Origin of the sequence: Mesorhizobium sp. M1342, from assembly GCF_040317955.1 — a bacterium.
Lineage (GTDB): Bacteria > Pseudomonadota > Alphaproteobacteria > Rhizobiales > Rhizobiaceae > Mesorhizobium.
In genome coordinates this window covers 77422-93458 of the sequence record NZ_JAMYLI010000007.1, presented here as the reverse complement: position 1 = coordinate 93458, position 16037 = coordinate 77422, and the positions used below count along the sequence as shown (strand labels likewise).

At 63.8% G+C, this 16037-nt stretch carries 16 protein-coding genes; 6 read left to right on the top strand and 10 right to left on the bottom strand.

Annotated elements, in window-relative coordinates; genetic code table 11:
• The gene (gene doeB, locus NKH06_RS09170; RefSeq protein ID WP_023809041.1) at nt 1-999 is read left to right on the top strand and encodes a N(2)-acetyl-L-2,4-diaminobutanoate deacetylase DoeB; all 999 of its coding nucleotides are present in this window, start codon (nt 1-3) and stop codon (nt 997-999) included.
• Nucleotides 1000-1403: 404 nt separating this feature from the next.
• Nucleotides 1404-1724, top strand: a complete 321-nt coding sequence (locus tag NKH06_RS09165) for a hypothetical protein (protein WP_245273059.1) — start codon at nt 1404-1406, stop codon at nt 1722-1724.
• 53 nt (nt 1725-1777) lie between these two features.
• Here NKH06_RS09165 and NKH06_RS09160 read toward each other — a convergent pair whose 3' ends face one another.
• From NKH06_RS09160 to NKH06_RS09150, 3 genes are all read right to left on the bottom strand, one after another.
• Complete coding sequence (locus NKH06_RS09160) at nt 1778-2896, bottom strand: DmpA family aminopeptidase (RefSeq protein ID WP_352440708.1); 1119 nt, start codon at nt 2894-2896, stop codon at nt 1778-1780.
• Between the two features lie 4 nt (nt 2897-2900).
• A complete protein-coding gene (xseA, locus tag NKH06_RS09155; RefSeq protein WP_352440707.1) occupies nt 2901-4532 on the bottom strand; it encodes an exodeoxyribonuclease VII large subunit in 1632 nt (543 codons plus the stop codon).
• 83 nt (nt 4533-4615) lie between these two features.
• Entirely contained in the window at nt 4616-5572 is a 957-nt protein-coding gene (locus NKH06_RS09150) for a LysR substrate-binding domain-containing protein (RefSeq protein ID WP_027035580.1), read from the bottom strand.
• Nucleotides 5573-5750: 178 nt separating this feature from the next.
• Between NKH06_RS09150 and NKH06_RS09145 the strand changes: the two genes are divergently transcribed.
• On the top strand, nt 5751-6041 hold the full coding sequence (locus tag NKH06_RS09145) for a DUF1127 domain-containing protein (RefSeq protein ID WP_127254768.1): 291 nt from the start codon (nt 5751-5753) through the stop codon (nt 6039-6041).
• A 157-nt stretch (nt 6042-6198) separates the two neighbouring features.
• On the opposite strand, the gene NKH06_RS09140 is transcribed toward NKH06_RS09145, so the two are convergent.
• The 4 genes from NKH06_RS09140 to NKH06_RS09125 all read right to left on the bottom strand — a co-directional run bounded on the left by NKH06_RS09140 (nt 6199) and on the right by NKH06_RS09125 (nt 10380).
• Complete coding sequence (locus tag NKH06_RS09140; RefSeq protein WP_352892803.1) at nt 6199-7248, bottom strand: DUF937 domain-containing protein; 1050 nt, start codon at nt 7246-7248, stop codon at nt 6199-6201.
• Between the two features lie 100 nt (nt 7249-7348).
• On the bottom strand, nt 7349-8722 hold the full coding sequence (locus NKH06_RS09135; RefSeq protein WP_352892802.1) for a glutamate--cysteine ligase: 1374 nt from the start codon (nt 8720-8722) through the stop codon (nt 7349-7351).
• Between the two features lie 244 nt (nt 8723-8966).
• Nucleotides 8967-9701, bottom strand: a complete 735-nt coding sequence (locus tag NKH06_RS09130) for a 16S rRNA (uracil(1498)-N(3))-methyltransferase (protein ID WP_352440704.1) — start codon at nt 9699-9701, stop codon at nt 8967-8969.
• 31 nt (nt 9702-9732) lie between these two features.
• Nucleotides 9733-10380, bottom strand: a complete 648-nt coding sequence (locus NKH06_RS09125; RefSeq protein ID WP_352610037.1) for a hypothetical protein — start codon at nt 10378-10380, stop codon at nt 9733-9735.
• An 88-nt stretch (nt 10381-10468) separates the two neighbouring features.
• Between NKH06_RS09125 and NKH06_RS09120 the strand changes: the two genes are divergently transcribed.
• Both NKH06_RS09120 and NKH06_RS09115 read left to right on the top strand, forming a co-directional pair.
• Nucleotides 10469-11167: a type 1 glutamine amidotransferase gene (locus NKH06_RS09120; RefSeq protein ID WP_127292765.1), complete on the top strand. Its 699-nt coding sequence runs from the start codon at nt 10469-10471 to the stop codon at nt 11165-11167.
• Nucleotides 11168-11459: 292 nt separating this feature from the next.
• The gene (locus tag NKH06_RS09115) at nt 11460-11591 is read left to right on the top strand and encodes a hypothetical protein (RefSeq protein ID WP_013893872.1); all 132 of its coding nucleotides are present in this window, start codon (nt 11460-11462) and stop codon (nt 11589-11591) included.
• Between the two features lie 39 nt (nt 11592-11630).
• On the opposite strand, the gene NKH06_RS09110 is transcribed toward NKH06_RS09115, so the two are convergent.
• The 3 genes from NKH06_RS09110 to NKH06_RS09100 are packed head-to-tail and all read right to left on the bottom strand — an operon-like array spanning nt 11631 to nt 14398.
• Nucleotides 11631-12404, bottom strand: coding sequence for a metallophosphoesterase family protein (locus NKH06_RS09110; protein ID WP_352774889.1), 774 nt, complete (start codon nt 12402-12404; stop codon nt 11631-11633).
• A gap of 35 nt (nt 12405-12439) precedes the next feature.
• On the bottom strand, nt 12440-13576 hold the full coding sequence (locus NKH06_RS09105; RefSeq protein WP_352774887.1) for an alpha-hydroxy acid oxidase: 1137 nt from the start codon (nt 13574-13576) through the stop codon (nt 12440-12442).
• Nucleotides 13577-13594: 18 nt separating this feature from the next.
• Nucleotides 13595-14398, bottom strand: a complete 804-nt coding sequence (locus tag NKH06_RS09100) for a FadR/GntR family transcriptional regulator (protein WP_352774911.1) — start codon at nt 14396-14398, stop codon at nt 13595-13597.
• 203 nt (nt 14399-14601) lie between these two features.
• On the opposite strand from NKH06_RS09100, the gene NKH06_RS09095 reads away from it, so the two are divergent.
• Nucleotides 14602-15924 carry a DUF3422 family protein gene (locus tag NKH06_RS09095; RefSeq protein WP_352553600.1) on the top strand — a complete coding sequence of 441 codons (1323 nt, stop codon included), beginning with the start codon at nt 14602-14604 and terminating at the stop codon, nt 15922-15924.
• Nucleotides 15925-16037 lie beyond the last annotated feature (113 nt).

Here is a 16037-nt window from a genome sequence, read left to right as displayed (position 1 = left end):
ATGTCCAGCACCCGCCCGTCGCCGATCGCGCCGACCGTCGATTTCGACCGCGACGGCATCCAGCACGGTTTCCTGCGCTTGCCCTACAGCCGCGACGATTCCGCGTGGGGCTCGGTGATGATCCCGATCTGCGTCATCCGCAACGGCAACGGGCCGGCAGCGCTGCTGACCGGGGGCAACCATGGCGATGAGTATGAGGGACCGCTGGCCCTTTACGATCTCGCCCGCACGCTCGACCCGAAAGATGTCAGCGGCACGGTGATCATCGTGCCGGCAATGAACTATCCGGCCTTCCGTGCCGGCAAGCGCACCTCGCCGATCGACAAGGGCAACATGAACCGCAGCTTTCCCGGCCGGCCGGACGGAACGGTGACCGAAAAGATCGCCGACTATTTCCAGCGTGAGCTGCTCCCCCGCGCCGACATCGTGTTCGACTTCCATTCCGGCGGCAAGACGCTGGACTTCGTGCCGTTCTGCGCCGCGCACACCTTGCCCGACAAGGCGCTGGAACAGAAAGCCTTCGACGCGGTCGCAGCCTTCGCCGCCCCGTTCTCGATGCGCATGATCGAAATCGACGCCATCGGCATGTATGACACGGCAGCCGAGGAGATGGGCAAGGTCTTCGTCAGCACCGAGCTTGGCGGCGGCGGCACGTCGCGCGCGCAAACCGTGCGGATCGCGCGGCACGGCATTCTCAACGTGCTGCGCCACGCCGGCATTGTCGCCGGTGCGGTGGAGAAGACCTCAACCCAGTGGTTGGATATGCCATCGGGCGATTGTTTCTCCTTCGCCGAAGATGACGGCATGATCGAAACCATGGTCGATCTCGGTGAACCCGTCGAAAAGGGCGCGGTGCTGGCGCGCATCCATTCCACCGGCCGCACCGGCATCGCCCCGCAGGAGATCCAGGCAAAAATGTCGGGCATGCTGGCGGCGCGGCATTTCCCCGGGCTGGTCAAGGCCGGCGACTGCGCGGCGGTGGTGGCTGTGCCCGTCTGAGCGATTCCGCCGAGGCTTGCTCCACCCCGTTCGCGTCCATCGTCACTTGCTCTTGGTCCGTTGCGGAGCCTTCGGCGCGGCGGAAAGAAGCAGCATGGCGAGCGGAGTCGACATTGCAGGAGGATGTCACTATATAGCGGCGGCTTCGACCCGCGCGCTCGAGGGCCACACCTCGAAGCAACTGTGAATGTGTAGTATGTTGCGCCATCTATTGTGACGGAAATCGGCTCGGAAACCGGAAAAAAGCAAATAGAAACAGTGGCGCAGCGCTGGGCGTGACCTAGCCAACGGTACCGACTCCTCCAGAATCAGAAAATGCTCTTGACCCCTCGATTTCCTATGGCTCTGTGGACCTTGGACGGCATTGGCTTGCCGGCCGACCGCGACTCGGCTGGAATGGGGACATGCATCCTTTGCGGGATGTCGACGTTTATGATTACCAACCGGCTTTGCCGCCAGGGAACAGCAGTATGAGTGAACACGCCATCGAATTCTTGCGGGGATGGATCGGCGAAAAGGTCCATTGCCAGTCCTCCCAGGCAAGGATCGACAAGCAGGCCGAAACCCTGGCCAAGGAGTGCGCCGCCGAGGCGGCCGAGGTCGGCATCCCGCTGGAGGACATCCAGGAAGAAGTCGGCGATATCCAGGAACTTATCGCATCCCGGCTTGAGGAAGCCGCCGAGGCCGAGGAAAGCCAGCAGCCCCCCGGAAAAGCCGCGGAATGATCGCATAGCGGCGACGTTGTTCCAGCGCGGGCTTCTGGCCCGCGTTTTTGTCTTCAGCCAAACTTCTCCTTCAGCCACGCCTTCGGCAGCGCCGGCACGAAATTTCCGTCGCGTCCGGTCATATCGTCGTTGGCAACCACCGCGTTGAGGATTGCTTCCTCCACGGTCTGGATCACCGCATCGAAAAACGGATCGATATCGGTGTCCGGAATAAAATTGGCGCTGGCGATGCGGCCGGAGGGCGCCAGCGCTGCGCTCGCATTGGCGGTTGAGAAGGCGATAAAAATGTCGCCTGAGCTGTGATAGCCGAAGCCGCCGGTCATGGCGACGCCGAGCGGCACCCGGCGGGCCAGCCGCTTCATCTGATGCGGCAGGAACGGTGCGTCGGTGGCGACGACGGCAATGATCGAGCCCTTTTCAGCACGCGGTGTGCCTTCGCGGACCGCCGGCTCGACGAGTTCCGGCCCGACGCGCAGGCCGCGAATGGTGATATTGCGCCGTTTTCCAAAATTAGACTGCACGAAGGCGCCGACGGTGTAGGCACGGCCGTGCCATTCGACGATGCGCGATGCGGTGCCGGAGCCGGCCTTGAAGCCGAAAGTGATCATGCCGGTACCGCCGCCGACGCTGCCTTCCTCGATCGGTCCGCCGGCGGCGCCGTCGAGGGCCTGCGCAACATGCGCTGACGTCAAATGGTGACCGTTGATGTCGTTGAGGAAGCCGTCATAGGTCTCCGCCGCCACCGGCAGCCCCCAGCCGCTGTCGAGCGCTGCCGGCAGCACGCTTTGCATCCAGCGCAGCGTGCCGTCGCGTGAAACACCGCAGGAATGCGTGTTGGTGATGGTGATCGGGAAGTTGAAAGCCCCGGTTTCCTCGACGATGTGCGAGCCGGTCAGTTCGCCGTTTCCGTTCTGGCTGAAGATGCCGGCGAAGACCGGCGTGGCGAGGTCGGCGAGCGGCCTGGGCAGGATCGCGGTCACGCCGGTGCGCACTGGTCCCCCGCCGACGACAAGCGCGCCATCGCCCGAGATCAGCGTCGCATAGCCGACAGCCACGCCGGGCACGTCGGTGATCGCATTGAACGGTCCGGGCCGCCCGTCGAAGCCGATGCCGAAATTCCGCGCGCGCGGTTTGCCTGAGGGCGTTGTCAGATGATGCGGATTGTCGGTCATGGTGTCAGAACAGGGATCCCTGATTGCCAGGCTCTTTGGCCTTGGCCGCCGGCTTGGCCACGGCTTTCGGTTTTGCCGTGCCGCTGATCGCCACCGCATCGGCGGTGCCGTCGGCGAACTCGAGCGAAAGCGCCATTCCCGACGCCACATCGGCAGCCTGCTTGATCACCGCGCCATCCGCATCCCTCACCAGCGCAAAGCCGCGCGCCAGGACGGCCTTGTGCGACAGTGTTGCCATCAGCCTGTCGGCCTGGACGACGCGGCCGCGCAGGCGCTCCAGCCTGAGCACCACTGCTTGCGTGCCACGTCTTGTCAAAGCTGTCAGCAAATCCCTCTGCACGCGTTGCCGCCGTGCCGTCGGCTCGATCGTGATGCGGCCTTGCAGCATGGTCAATTGCTGCTTGTGCCGCTGCAGCGATGCCCTGGCACATTTTGGCAATTGATCCGCCGCTCGGTTAAGCTCCGCACGCCGGGCTCTTGCCAACGTTCGCAATGCCCCTTGTGCTCGCAAAAGATTGCGTTCGTTGGTGCGCCGCGCCTCGGCAATGCGCTGCGACAGCATTGCCGGTGTCAGCTTTACGGCAAAAAACCTTGCACGCTTACGTTCGGTGGAGACCAACAGGCCCCGGCCGAGCCTGGATGTCGCCTCATCGAGGCGTCGGCGCGGCAGCGCCAGCAATTGGTCGGGCGAAGGCAGTGCGCGGGCCGCCGCACGAGCAGCCTGCCGTTTGCGCTCGAAATTGCGCAGGACCGCCGCTTTCAGCCGCGCACCGAGGCTGGCAAGCGTTGCTTCAAGGTCCGCCTTCACCGGCACAGCGATTTCGGCCGCACCCGTCGGCGTCGGCGCCCGCACATCGGCAACGAGGTCGATCAGCGTCCAGTCGGTCTCGTGGCCGACAGCCGAGATCACCGGAATGCCGGAAGCGGCAACCGCGCGGGCGAGCGCCTCGTCGTTGAAGCCCCAGAGGTCTTCGAGGCTGCCGCCGCCACGCGCCACGATCAACAGATCGGGACGCTGGATGGCGCCATCCCATGCCAGCGCGTTGAAGCCGTTGACCGCAGCAGTCACTTCCGCGCCTGACATCTCGCCCTGAACACGCACCGGCCAGACCAGGATGTGCAGCGGAAAGCGGTCCTTGATGCGGTGGATGATGTCTCGGATGACGGATCCTGTCGGCGAGGTGACGACGCCGATGATGCGCGGCATGAATGGCAGCAACCGCTTGCGGCCGGCATCGAACAGCCCCTCGGCCTGTAGCCGCCGCTTGCGCTCCTCCAGCAGCGCCATCAGCGCGCCGGCGCCGGCAGGCTCCAGATTGTCGATGACGATCTGGTAGTTGGACTTGCCGGGATAGGTGGTGAGCTTACCGGTGGCGATCACCTCCATGCCCTCTTCGGGACGGAATTTCAGCCGGCTCATCGTGCCTTTCCACACCACGGCGTCGAGCCGGGCGCGGTCGTCCTTCAGCGCGAAATAGGCATGACCTGAGGAATGCGGCCCGCGATAGCCTGATATTTCGCCACGCACCCGCACATTGCCGAAAACGTCCTCGACCGTGCGCTTCAGCGCGCCGGAAATCTCGCTCACCGTATATTCGGCGGCGTTGGTGCGTGATTCGGATGCTGCTTCGCTCATCGGCCGATTGGGGAACGGTTGGGCGCCCGCGTCAAGGCGGTTGCGTCGGGCCAGCCGTTCATAACCCGCATACCTGACCCTGCCTACCAGCCGGGCAGAATCTGGTTCGGCTTGGTTCGCCGCAGCTTGGTGAAGGCGAGTGCTGCGAAATCGAATGTCCCGGGGTCTTCGCCGACCGGGACGGAGATATTGTCCAGGCTTTCCGAAATATGGCGGGCGAGCGCATCGACGATCTCCGGCCGCGACGTCTGGCCGCGCATGATACCGATGCGGCAATCGGGCAGGGCGCCGAAGCCGTCGGCTTCGCTCAGCACCCGCATGCCGGGCCGCAGCGCGCATTCCGGCAGCACCGAGATCGCCAGCCCGGAAAGCACCGCGGCGGTGATGACGGTGGCCGAGAAACTGGTGAACAGGATGCGATAGTCGCGGTTCTGCTGGTCGAGCACATCGACGGCGGCGCGCCGCCAGATGCAGTTCGGCCGGCCAAAGGCCATCGGCAGCGTTTCCTGCTCATGCGTCGCATGGTTGGCCGAGGTGACCCACAGCAGCGGTTCGCGCCGCACCACCTCCGACTGGCCGCGTACGTCGTTGTGAGTCACCAGCGCGAGGTCGAGATTGCCGCGCTTGATATGCTCGACCAGCCCCGGCGTCGGCTCGCAGATGACGGTCAGTTCGACGCGCGGATTGGAGCGCGTGAACCGCGCCATGATCTCGGGCAGGAAACGATCGGCATAGTCGTCGGGCGTGCCGATGCGGATCGTGCCTTCGAGCCGCCGGTCATCGAAGGCAGCCAGCGTCTCACGGTTGAGATAGAGCAGCCGCCGCGCATAGGAGAGCAGCTTGTCGCCTTCCTCGGTCAGCCTGTTGGTGCGCCCGTCCTTTTCGAACAGCGGCTTGCCGAGCCGCTCCTCCAGACGGCGCATCTGCATCGAAACCGCCGACTGGGTCCGGTGCACCTCTTCGGCCGCCCTGGTGAAGCTGCCGGTATCGGCGATCGAGATGAAGGTCTGCAATTGATCGAGATCGAGCGGCGATTTCATCGACATGATCCATCACTAGTGTTGATGGTAAAGATTAGAAACATTCGTTGGATTAATCAATCACTCGATGGCAAATTGGTATTGTCCACATGAAGGCATGTGAATCGAAGCCGGAACGGCCGCTGTCGCCAGCGCCGATTGCAAGGCTTTGCCCGTTCGAGTCTGAAGGAGACCGACAATGACCACGTTCGATTTCGCCACCGAGACCTCGCGCATCACCTCGCGTCCGGCCGTTGCGACTCGCGTGGCCAACACCGTCTCCAACATCTATCGCGCCTGGAAAAACCGCCGCGCCTTTTATCGCCTTGGCGAGATGTCGGACGCCGAACTCGCCGATATCGGCCTGACGCGCGCCGACCTGCACGTCGCCATCGACGTGCCGTTTGGCCGCGACCCGACGGCGATGCTGCGCGAAATCGCCAGCGATCGCGTCGAAACGATCGAGGACATCGCCCGCAAGGTGGCCTGATCTGTTGCTTGTTGTTTAGGTCGTGAACCTTTTCGGGGTTCGACGCGACTGACGAGTATGCAGGCTCCCACTCCCTGCCGGATCCCCCCGGCCCGCCTGCACTCTGCCCGGTCCTCCCAGGACCGGGCTTTTCTCTTTCTACCTCAGCGAAGACCGCCTACCGCCGATCCATATCCCGCTTGAACTGGTCGAAGATCGTCTCCACGCCCTTCTGGTAGTCGTCACGCTGCTGGGCGCCGGTCTCGAACATCTTGCCGAACAGGTCGTCGAACGGATTCGTTGGCCTGCCGCTCGGATTGGCCTGTGGCTGCGGTGCCTGACGCTGCTGTGGGGGCGCTTGAGGCTGTTGCGGCGCCGGCTGTCCGCCAGGGATGCCGCCTAAGCCACCGCCACCTTGCCGCAGCATCTCCTCGAAGATTTTCCCCAGCGGATTGTCTCCGTAGGGGCTCTGTGTCTGCTGAGGCTGCGGCTGCGTCCGCCCTTGCGGCTGCGGCTGAGGCGCGCCACCGCCGAACATGTCCTGCAGTACCTTGCCGAGTGGATTTTCGCCGTAGGGATTGGGCTGCGGCTGCGGCAGGCTTTGCGGCTGTGGCTGAGGCGCACCGCCGCCGAACATGTCCTGCAACACCTTGCCGAGCGGATTGTCGATTGGATTCTGGGGCTGCGGCGCCTGGCGCGGCTGCGGCGCCGGGGCCTGCATGGCGCCGCCTTGGCGCATCATCTGCTCGATGATCTCGCCGAGCGGATTGTTGCCGCCGCCGCCAAAACCGCCGGCGGCCTGCATCTGATTTGTCGTCTGCTTGAACAGCCCGCCCATGACCATCGAGGCGATCGCCGGCAGCATCTGCTGCAGGATCTGCTGATTGACGCCGCTGGCTTGCGCCGCCTGGCTGGCCACGGCGCGAGACAGGTCTTTCGAGCCGAACAGGTGCCCGAGAATGCCGTTGCCCTCATCCACGCCTTGCGGCGAGAAGGCCCGGGTTGCGTCCTCGAAATACTTGGCGTGCTGGCCGCTGGCCATCGCCGTCATGAAGGCGCCGAGCCCGTAAGGGTCGGCGGTGTTGCGCTGCAGCCCTTGCGAAAAGGCCGGCAGCAACGCGGCGACCGCCGCTTGCGTCTGCTGCATCGAGAGCCCGTATTGCTGGGCAAGGGCCTGCATGCCGTTGCCGTTCTGGGCCTGCGTCAGCATGTCGAACAAGGAAGGCATTGGTCTCTCCTCCGGAAATCCTCGCCGAAGAAGCCTAGTTTGTTTCCACTTCCGATTGAAGCGACTTTTGCCGGCCGGTCAGCTTTGCCAAATCCGAGGGTTAATAGGCGTATTCCATGAAAACCGGCTCGATCGAGCCGCCCCAGCGCGTGTGGTAGGCCGATAGCATCTCCTCGGCGCTGGTGGTGCCGCGCGCCACGACTTCGTCCAACGTGTTGAGGAAGGAGGTCTCGTCGTAGCCGTCGCGGTTCTTCTTGCCACGGTTCTTCAGGCCCATGCGGGAAATGACCATCACGTCACGCGCGATCTCGCGCAGCGTGGTGTTGCGGAACGGTGCGGAAATGCCTTGTTCCGGCACGGCGTTGCGCATCGCCAGCGTTTCTTCATACGTCCAGCTCGAGGTCAGCGCCACGGCGGCATCGAGTGCGGCCTCATCATAAAGCAATCCGACCCAGAAGGCCGGCAGCGCGCAGATGCGCCGCCATGGCCCGCCATCGGCGCCGCGCATCTCGAGGAAGCGCTTCAGCCGCACGTCCGGGAACAGCGTTGACAGATGGTTCGCCCAGTCGCCCATTGTCGGCAGCCCGTCCGGCACTGCATTGCGCGCGGCCCCGGCCATGAACTGGCGGAAGGTGATGTGGGTCATGTCGTGATAGCGGTCGTCCCGGATGACGAAATACATCGGCACGTCGAGCGCCCATTCGACATAGTCGGCAAAGCCGAAATCGGGCGAGAAGCAGAATTCGAGCAGGCCCGAGCGCTGGTTGTCGGTGTCGCGCCAGATGTCGCCGCGCCAGCTCTGCAAGCCGTTCGGGTGGCTTTCGGTGAAAGGCGAATTGGCGAACAATGCCGTCGACAGCGGCTGCAGCTTCAACGACACTTGCATCTTGCGGCGCATGTCGGCCTCGCTCTCGAAGTCGAGATTCACCTGGATCGTGCAGGTGCGGTACATCATGTCGAGGCCCTTGGTACCAACCTTGGGCATGTAGCGCGTCATGATCTCGTAGCGCGATTTCGGCATTTTCGGCGTCTCGGCCAGCGACCATTTCGGACTGCCGCCGAGGCCGAGGAAGCGGATGCCCATCGGCTCGGCGATCTCGCGCACCTGCGCCAGATGGGCGTTGCCCTCCCGGCAGGTCTGGTGGATCGTCTCCAGCGGTGCGCCGGAAAGCTCGAACTGGCCGCCGGGTTCCAGCGAAATCGCACCCTGACCGGTCGGTTCGACCAGGCCAATGATGCGGCCGTCATCGACGATCGGATCCCAGCCGAGCTTTGACTGCATGCCTTCGAGAATGGCGCGGATGCCGCGCTCGCCGCCATAGGGGACCGGTGCATTGCCGTCGACATAGAAGGGGAATTTCTCGTGCTCGGTGCCGATGCGCCATTTGTCGCGCGGCTTGTTGCCTTCGGCCAGATGCTCGACGAGTTCGTCGACACCTTCGATCGGGCGGAAATCGGTCGTATCGCGCGCCATTATGAACCCTCTGCACATGACCCCGAAAATCGGCTTTCGACTTTCGCTGGGGATCATGTGCCCCAATGGAATGCTACAGTGTCCTTTGCACGTCCGAAAGGCGGCGGGCGCTGTAGGACGATCGGACGATCGCCGGCGCTAAATGGACGAAATGTCAGCAGACGATCAAGCGAAAAATCCTGAGCCACAGGTCAACAGGAATTGAACGTGGCAGCGCTGCCCATTCCTTGCAAGAGGCGAGGTCTTACCAGTCTCCGACTGTCGCCTGCATCACCGCGAGCGCGGCCACCGCCGCCGTATCGGCGCGCAGGATACGCGGGCCGAGCGGAATGGCGGTGACGAAGGGCAGGGCGCGCAGCATCTTGCGCTCGTCGTCGGAAAAGCCACCCTCCGGCCCGACCAGCAGCCCAAGCTTCTTTTCCTTGACCGCCTGCAGCGCGGCCAGCGGATTGTTGGTCGAAGCATCCTCATCGCAGAAGATCAGCCGTCGCCCTGTGTCCCAGCCGATCAGCAGGCGGTCGAATTTTTCGGCTTCGTGCACCTGAGGTACCGCCAAGATGCCGCATTGTTCGGCGGCTTCGACGACATTGGCGCGCAGGCGATCGATCGACGGCTTGGCCACTTGCGTGTGCTGGGTGATGACCGGCTGCAGGATGCCGGCGCCCATCTCGACCGCCTTCTGCACGAGATAGTCGAGCCGGCCCTGCTTCAGTGGCGCAAAGCAGTAGACGAGATCGGGCAGCGGCGGCTGCGGCCGCTGCAGCGCCGACACCTTCAGCCGCACCGCCCTTTTCGTCTTCGCCGCGATGGCCGCCGACCACTCGCCGTCGCGGCCATTGAACACCAGGATTTCGGCGCCTTCGCCAAGCCGCAGCACATGCCGGAGATAGTGGCTCTGCTGTTGGCCGGCGTCGAACTCTACATCCGGCGCGAGATCGTCGGGCACGAACAGACGTTGCATCTTGTAATTGGCGCGCATCGCCGAGGAATGAGCGAGCCGGCTGCCGGCGTCAAGCCTCGGCGGTCGGATGCCACACCGGCCGAAAGCCATGCCCCAGCACGGCGAGCGTTGTGGCCGGCGTCAGCAGCGAGAGTGTCTTGCCGTTGAGCAAGCCGAAATCGCCGGGATGCCCATATCCGGCAAACGACCAGCGCAGCGTTTTGCCCCGACGCAAAGCATAAACCGTGGCGCCATCCGCGACCATGGCGCCGTCCGGCAGGCCGGCAAGGTCTTCAACCGCAACCACTGGCGGCCTGCCGCCCGAGGCCAGCCGCTCCTTGTGCAGCCGCCTGTCGACCATCGGCGCACGCGGTTCGGCAATGCCGAAGGCGTCGCCGAAGCGGCTGACGAAATCCCTGGCCCGTTCGCGCTGGCAAAAGAAGCAGGGGCGATGCCCGCCAGCCAATGCAGTCACCTCGTCGAGGAAGAACAGCTCGGTCCAGCCCACTTTGCCGCCCTTCCGGTTGCGGCCCATCGGTTCGCGCCGCACATTGCGGAATTGGCGGACGCAGATGATCCAGGCCGGAAGCGCCCAGCGCTTCTTCTTGAGCGTCTTCGTCTCGGGATCGTGGATGATGCCGCGATTGCCGGTGAACAGGCCGCGATCAGGCACGGCGTGGATGGTACCGAACGGATCGACCCGGTTCTGCAGTGGCATAGTTTTCTCTCCGGACACGCATCTTGGCTGCAATGCGAGCGGCATGATATCGCTCGTCGCATCTTTTTCATGTCAGTAGGGTTTTGTGATGCGGGTGCTGGTGGTCCAGAACTACGACAATACCGGCCTTGGCCAGGTCGGCGCAGCACTTGCGGAAGCGGGTGCCGATCTCGACCTGCGTCTCCCTTACAGGGGCGATCCCCTGCCGGATGACGCCGCCGGGCATGATGCCATGGTGGTGCTCGGCGGGGGCCAGAATGCGCTGGCCGACGATGAGTACCCCTATTTCCCGGCACTGCTCGAACTGACCCGCGACTTTGCCGACAAGGATCGCGCCGTGCTCGGCATCTGCCTCGGCAGCCAGCTCGTCGCCCGTGCCTTCGGCGGCGAAAACCGCATCGGCGGCGCCAATGAGTTCGGTTGGCGCGGCGTATCGCTGACGGCGGACGCCAAGGCCGATCCGGTGCTGGGCGCGCTGCCGGAGAAATTCCCGATCTTCCAGTGGCATGACGACACCTTCGTGCTGCCCGAGGCCGCCGTGCGGCTCGCCGGCAACGATGTCGCCGAGAACCAGGCGTTTCGCGTCGGCCGCGCCGTCTATGGCTTCCAGTTCCATTTCGAGGCCGACCGGCCGATGGTCAAGGACTGGAGCACATCCTTTGCCCCGACCATCGCCGCCCGCCATCCCGACTGGGCCGGCAAGCTCGATGGCGAAATGGCCCGCAACGGACCCGATGCGGATGCCGCGGGTCTGGCCATTGCCCGCGCCTGGGTAGCGACCATCTGAGCGTTGGTCTCTCTGCACCCTCCAGCGTGACATAATTGGCACGCGGCGGTGAAACCGCCTGGGGAAAACCGTTTCATTCTTGGCTTGTGTCCGCCCGCCATCCTAGAAGGCGCGCGCTCTGCATCTTCTGTGCAACGGCTATGAACCTTTGTGTGACCCGCGCGACACACCGTTGATACAGAACATGCCTAGAAGCGCAAAATCGTCGAAACTTTGAAGCGAATTCTCCGTTTCAACGCATTGGTAACCGCCTGGTGCACAGATGCAGAAAGCTCAACAAGAGATGACCTCCGTGAAAGCAGCGCTTCTGTCCTTTGCCATGTTGTCCGCCATCGTGCTGTGCGGTCTCGGCATCTATGCCGCCGACGCAGCCAACAACCACAACGCCGTAGACGGTTACGGCGTCACCGCCTCGCTGCGCTAAAGGCGGGAAGCGTCTTTCGCGTCTTCCGACGCGCGACGCTCAAGCTTCCTTGATCGTCATTGTCAGGATGCGTTTGTCCGCGCCGTCGACGACGAGCGCGCTCAGCATGCCTGACTGCCAGGCAAGCGTGTCGATATTGACGCGGTTGGCCATCACTTCCGCCTCCGGCACCGGGGTGTGGCCGTGCACCACGATCTTCGGATAAAGGTCGGTGTGGTTGTGGAAGACGTCGCGGATCCAGATCAGGTCCTGTGGGTTTTGCTTCTCCAGAGGATTACCCGGCCTGATGCCGGCATGACAGAAGAAGAAGTCCCCGAAAATCGCGGAGAACGGCAGTGATCGCAGGAAGTCGATGTGGCTTTGCGGCACGGCCTCGACCAGGGCCTGATGTCCTTTGCGCACGGCCGATTCGGCCTTGCCGAACCATACGCTGGTGCCTTCACTGATCGCCACGCCGTAAGACTGTGCCGTCTGGATGCCGCCGAACCGGATGAAAAGCCCTTCCGGGTCAGGGGTCTTGAGAAAATCGAGAAAACCGATGTCGTGGTTGCCGGCCAGCATCAGGTGACGAGGGTCGCGCTCTTGCGCTTCGATCAGGAAATCGATGACGCCCTTCGAGTCCGGCCCGCGGTCGACATAGTCGCCAAGATGGATGATGCGCCAGTCGGCAGGCGCCTCCTGCTCGATCTCGGCCCTGATGCGCAGATGCATGGCGGCCAGCAGGTCGAGCCGGCCGTGGACGTCGCCGATCGCGTAAAGACGCACACCTTCCGGCCCATGCGCGTCGAGAAAATGGATGCCGGGTTCTGCCAATTTTTCGGTGTCTCCGTGGTCACGCGGTCACGGGCTTAGCGCCGGAGCTGGTCCTTGCCCATGTCGGTGACAAGACGCTTTCCGCACAGCGCCAGCGTGATGTCCATCTCCTTGCGGATGATTTCCAACGCCTTGGTAACCCCTTCCTTGCCAAGTGCACCCAGGCCGTAAAGAAATGGCCGGCCGATATAGGTTCCCTTGGCACCGAGGCAAAGCGCCTTCAGCACATCCTGGCCGGAGCGGATGCCGCCATCCATATGCACTTCGATCGTGTCGCCGACCGCGTCGGCAATCTCTTCCAGCACGCCGATCGACGACGACGCACCATCGAGCTGGCGCCCGCCATGGTTGGAAACGATGATCGCGTCGGCGCCGGTCTTGGCCGCCATCAGCGCGTCCTCCTTGTCGAGAATGCCCTTGAGAATCAGCTTGCCGCCCCAGCGCTCCTTGATCCAGGCGACGTCCTTCCACGACAGATGCGGGTCGAACTGCTCCGTCGTCCACGATGCCAGCGAGGCCATGTTGCCGACGCCCTTGGCGTGGCCGACAATGTTGCGGAAGGTTCGCCGCTTCGTGCCGGCCATGGCGGCGCACCAGTGCGGGCGGATGGCCATGTCGACGATGTTCGTCAGCGTCAGCTTGGGTGGCGCCGAAAGCCCGTTGCGGATGTCCTTGTGGCGCTGACCGAGAATCTGCAGGTCGAGCGTCAGCACGAGCGCCGAGCATTTCGCCGCCTTTGCCCTGTCGATCAGGTTGAGCACGAAATCCTTGTCACGCAGCACATAGAGCTGAAACCAGAACGGCTTCATGGTTACTGAGGCGACATCCTCGATCGAGCAGATGCTCATCGTCGACAAGGTAAACGGCACGCCGAATTCCTCCGCCGCCTGAGCCGCCAGCATCTCGCCATTGGCGTGCTGCATGCCGGTCATGCCGGTTGGCGCCAATGCCACCGGCATCGACACTTTTTCGCCGATCATCGTCGACGCCAGCGAACGGTTGTCCATGTCGACGAGCACGCGCTGGCGGAATTTGATCTTCTGGAAATCCTCTTCGTTGGCCCGATACGTGCCTTCGGTCCACGAACCGGAATCGGCATAGTCGAAGAACATCTTCGGCACGCGCCGGCGGGCGAGGTCCTTGAGGTCGGCGATGGTCAGGATCTGGCTCATGGGTTCCCGTCTCGATAGCTAGGAGCGTTTGGGTGCTGGTTCTGTATCGGTGGCGTCGACGCGCTGTTTCAACCTCAGTCGCGAGACGCGCTGCCAGTCGCCGCTGCGCTCGGCCTCAGCCATCGACCGTTCGACATAGGTGATGTGGTCCATCGCCGCTTGCCGGGCAGCATCCGGGTCGCCGGCCTTCACCGCCGCATGGATCGCGCGGTGCTGCGCGAGCAGGGCGTCGCGCGCGCCGGGCACGCTGAACACCAGCAGCCGGTTCTGGAACACGCCCTCCGACAACAGCCGGTAACAGGAGCGCAGCGTGTGCAAAAGGATGATGTTGTGCGCGCATTCGCAGATCGCGTGGTGGAACTCGACATCGATCTCGGCTTCGTCGTCGAAGTCGCCGGTCCGGTGCGCATCGTCCATGCGTGCCATGATCTTGTCGAGCAGCGCCATGTCGTCCGCAGTGGCGCGCCGTGCCGCGTATTCAGCCGCGACCCCTTCGATCTCGCGGCGGTATTCCAGATAATCGGTCACTGCCTTGCGGTGCATCGAGATCAGGTCCGTCACCGGTTTGGTGAAGAGCTGGCCGATGACATCGGCGACATGCGTGCCGCCGCCGGGCCTTGTCGTCAAAAGGCCGCGTCCTTCCAGTGACTTCAGCGCATCACGCAGGATCGGCCGGGATACGTCGAACTGGCGTGCAAGCTCGCGCTCGCCCGGCAGCCGGTCGCCGGTGCGCAGCACGCCTTCGAGGATGAGGCTCTCGATCTGCTGCACCACCTCGTCGGCGGTGCGCGAATGCTCGATCCTGGAAAAAATGTCGCTCAACAGAATGCCTGGAAGGTGAACCGGTGTCGCAGAATAGAGCCAGCCTCGCCAACTGGTCAAATTATTTATCCAATTGACAAAAGCGTGCCGATTTTTCGCCCTGATGCCATCATCTTCGGCTAACTTTGCTGTTTGCGTCATAAGGCCATTGGCACTAGAGGGACGCACGTGCAAGAGGGTTCAAGGAACCCAGGGAACAAGCCGTGTCAGACGACCCGTCCGATCTCGAATTCCAGCCGCGCGCCAAGGGCAGCGTCATGGGCTTTCCCGCGCATGAGGGGCGGCCCGGCGCACTCGGCGAGGTTCATGCCCGGCCGCATCCGCTGATCGAAAAGCCACGCGTCCTGATGCAACTCGCCTTCATGACGGAGGGTGGCTCCGGCGTCGACCACGCGGTGCTTTCCGAACTGTCGCGGCGCCTCGGCATCGCCGCGCCCGACCGCCAGGCCCGCCACCATGCCATGAAATGGGGCAAGGGCTCGCTGCGCTGGGAGCGGCACACCGAATTCTCGACCTATTTGTGGGAAGGGCCGCTTTCCGAAAGCGGCAGGACGCCGGAGGACTCCCCGTTCGGCAACGGGTTCTCGCCGCCGGGAACCTGCATCTCCGGCATCAGGCTCGAAATCCGCAAATGGACGCAAGCGAGCGAGCAGCTGATAGCCGGTTTCGATCCGACCAGCCTGTGCTACTCGCTGGTCGAGCGCGGAAACGCCGCCATCGTCACCGATTTTCGCCAGGATGGCGATGGCCTGACCCGCATGCTGCTGCTCGATCGCGGCTTGACCCCGGCGCGCACCGGCGCGTTGTCGCAGCGGCTTATCGATATCGAAACCTATCGGACGCTGGCCATGCTCGGCCTGCCGCTGGCGTTGACCTTGTCCGGCCGCGCCCGCCGCATCGAAGACCGGCTGGCGCAGACCACGCTGGAGATGAAGGTCGCCGGGACACGCGACAGCCAGACCTTGCTGGCCGATCTGACCGAACTTGCGGCGGAGCTGGAGGCGGACGCGGCATCGAGCCTTTATCGTTTCGGCGCCAGCCGCGCCTATGACGGCATCGTCGGCGAACGGCTGGAGGCGCTCGAGGAAGAGGCTGTGCCCGGTTATGACACATGGCGCGGGTTCCTGCAGCGCCGTGTGGCACCCGCAATGCGCACCTGCCGCTCGGTCGAGGAGCGGCAGGAAAATCTGTCGCGAAAACTGACCCGCGCCACGACGCTGCTGCGCACCTGGGTCGATGTCGAGGTCGAGAAGCAGAACCGCGACCTGCTTGCCTCGATGAACAACCGCGCCCGCCTGCAACTGCGCCTGCAGCAGACCGTCGAGGGGCTCTCGGTCGCCGCCGTTTCCTATTATGTGGTCGGCCTTGTCGGCTATGTCGCCAAGGGCGCCTCGATCTTCGGCCATGCCTTCGCGCCGGAGATCGTTACCGCGGCTTCGGTGCCTGTCGCCATCCTGCTGGTCTGGTGGGGCGTACGCCGCGTGCGCAAGATGCATTCCGAGCCCGGCAAGCCGCCCGGCGAATAGATCTGCTCACCCTCCCCTTGTGGGGAGGGTCGGCTCATGATCGCAGCGAAGCGAAGATCGTGAGACGGGGTGGTGGTCCCTCGTAGAGCGCCGCGCGGACCCCCACCCCGCTC

Coding starts and splice junctions, on each gene's coding strand:
- doeB (WP_023809041.1), top strand. CDS start 1: ATGTCCAGCACCCGCCCGTCGCCGATCGCGCCGACCGTCGATTTCGAC.
- NKH06_RS09165 (WP_245273059.1), top strand. CDS start 1,404: ATGCATCCTTTGCGGGATGTCGACGTTTATGATTACCAACCGGCTTTG.
- NKH06_RS09160 (WP_352440708.1), bottom strand. CDS start 2,896: ATGACCGACAATCCGCATCATCTGACAACGCCCTCAGGCAAACCGCGC.
- xseA (WP_352440707.1), bottom strand. CDS start 4,532: ATGAGCGAAGCAGCATCCGAATCACGCACCAACGCCGCCGAATATACG.
- NKH06_RS09150 (WP_027035580.1), bottom strand. CDS start 5,572: ATGAAATCGCCGCTCGATCTCGATCAATTGCAGACCTTCATCTCGATC.
- NKH06_RS09145 (WP_127254768.1), top strand. CDS start 5,751: ATGACCACGTTCGATTTCGCCACCGAGACCTCGCGCATCACCTCGCGT.
- NKH06_RS09140 (WP_352892803.1), bottom strand. CDS start 7,248: ATGCCTTCCTTGTTCGACATGCTGACGCAGGCCCAGAACGGCAACGGC.
- NKH06_RS09135 (WP_352892802.1), bottom strand. CDS start 8,722: ATGGCGCGCGATACGACCGATTTCCGCCCGATCGAAGGTGTCGACGAA.
- NKH06_RS09130 (WP_352440704.1), bottom strand. CDS start 9,701: ATGCGCGCCAATTACAAGATGCAACGTCTGTTCGTGCCCGACGATCTC.
- NKH06_RS09125 (WP_352610037.1), bottom strand. CDS start 10,380: ATGCCACTGCAGAACCGGGTCGATCCGTTCGGTACCATCCACGCCGTG.
- NKH06_RS09120 (WP_127292765.1), top strand. CDS start 10,469: ATGCGGGTGCTGGTGGTCCAGAACTACGACAATACCGGCCTTGGCCAG.
- NKH06_RS09105 (WP_352774887.1), bottom strand. CDS start 13,576: ATGAGCCAGATCCTGACCATCGCCGACCTCAAGGACCTCGCCCGCCGG.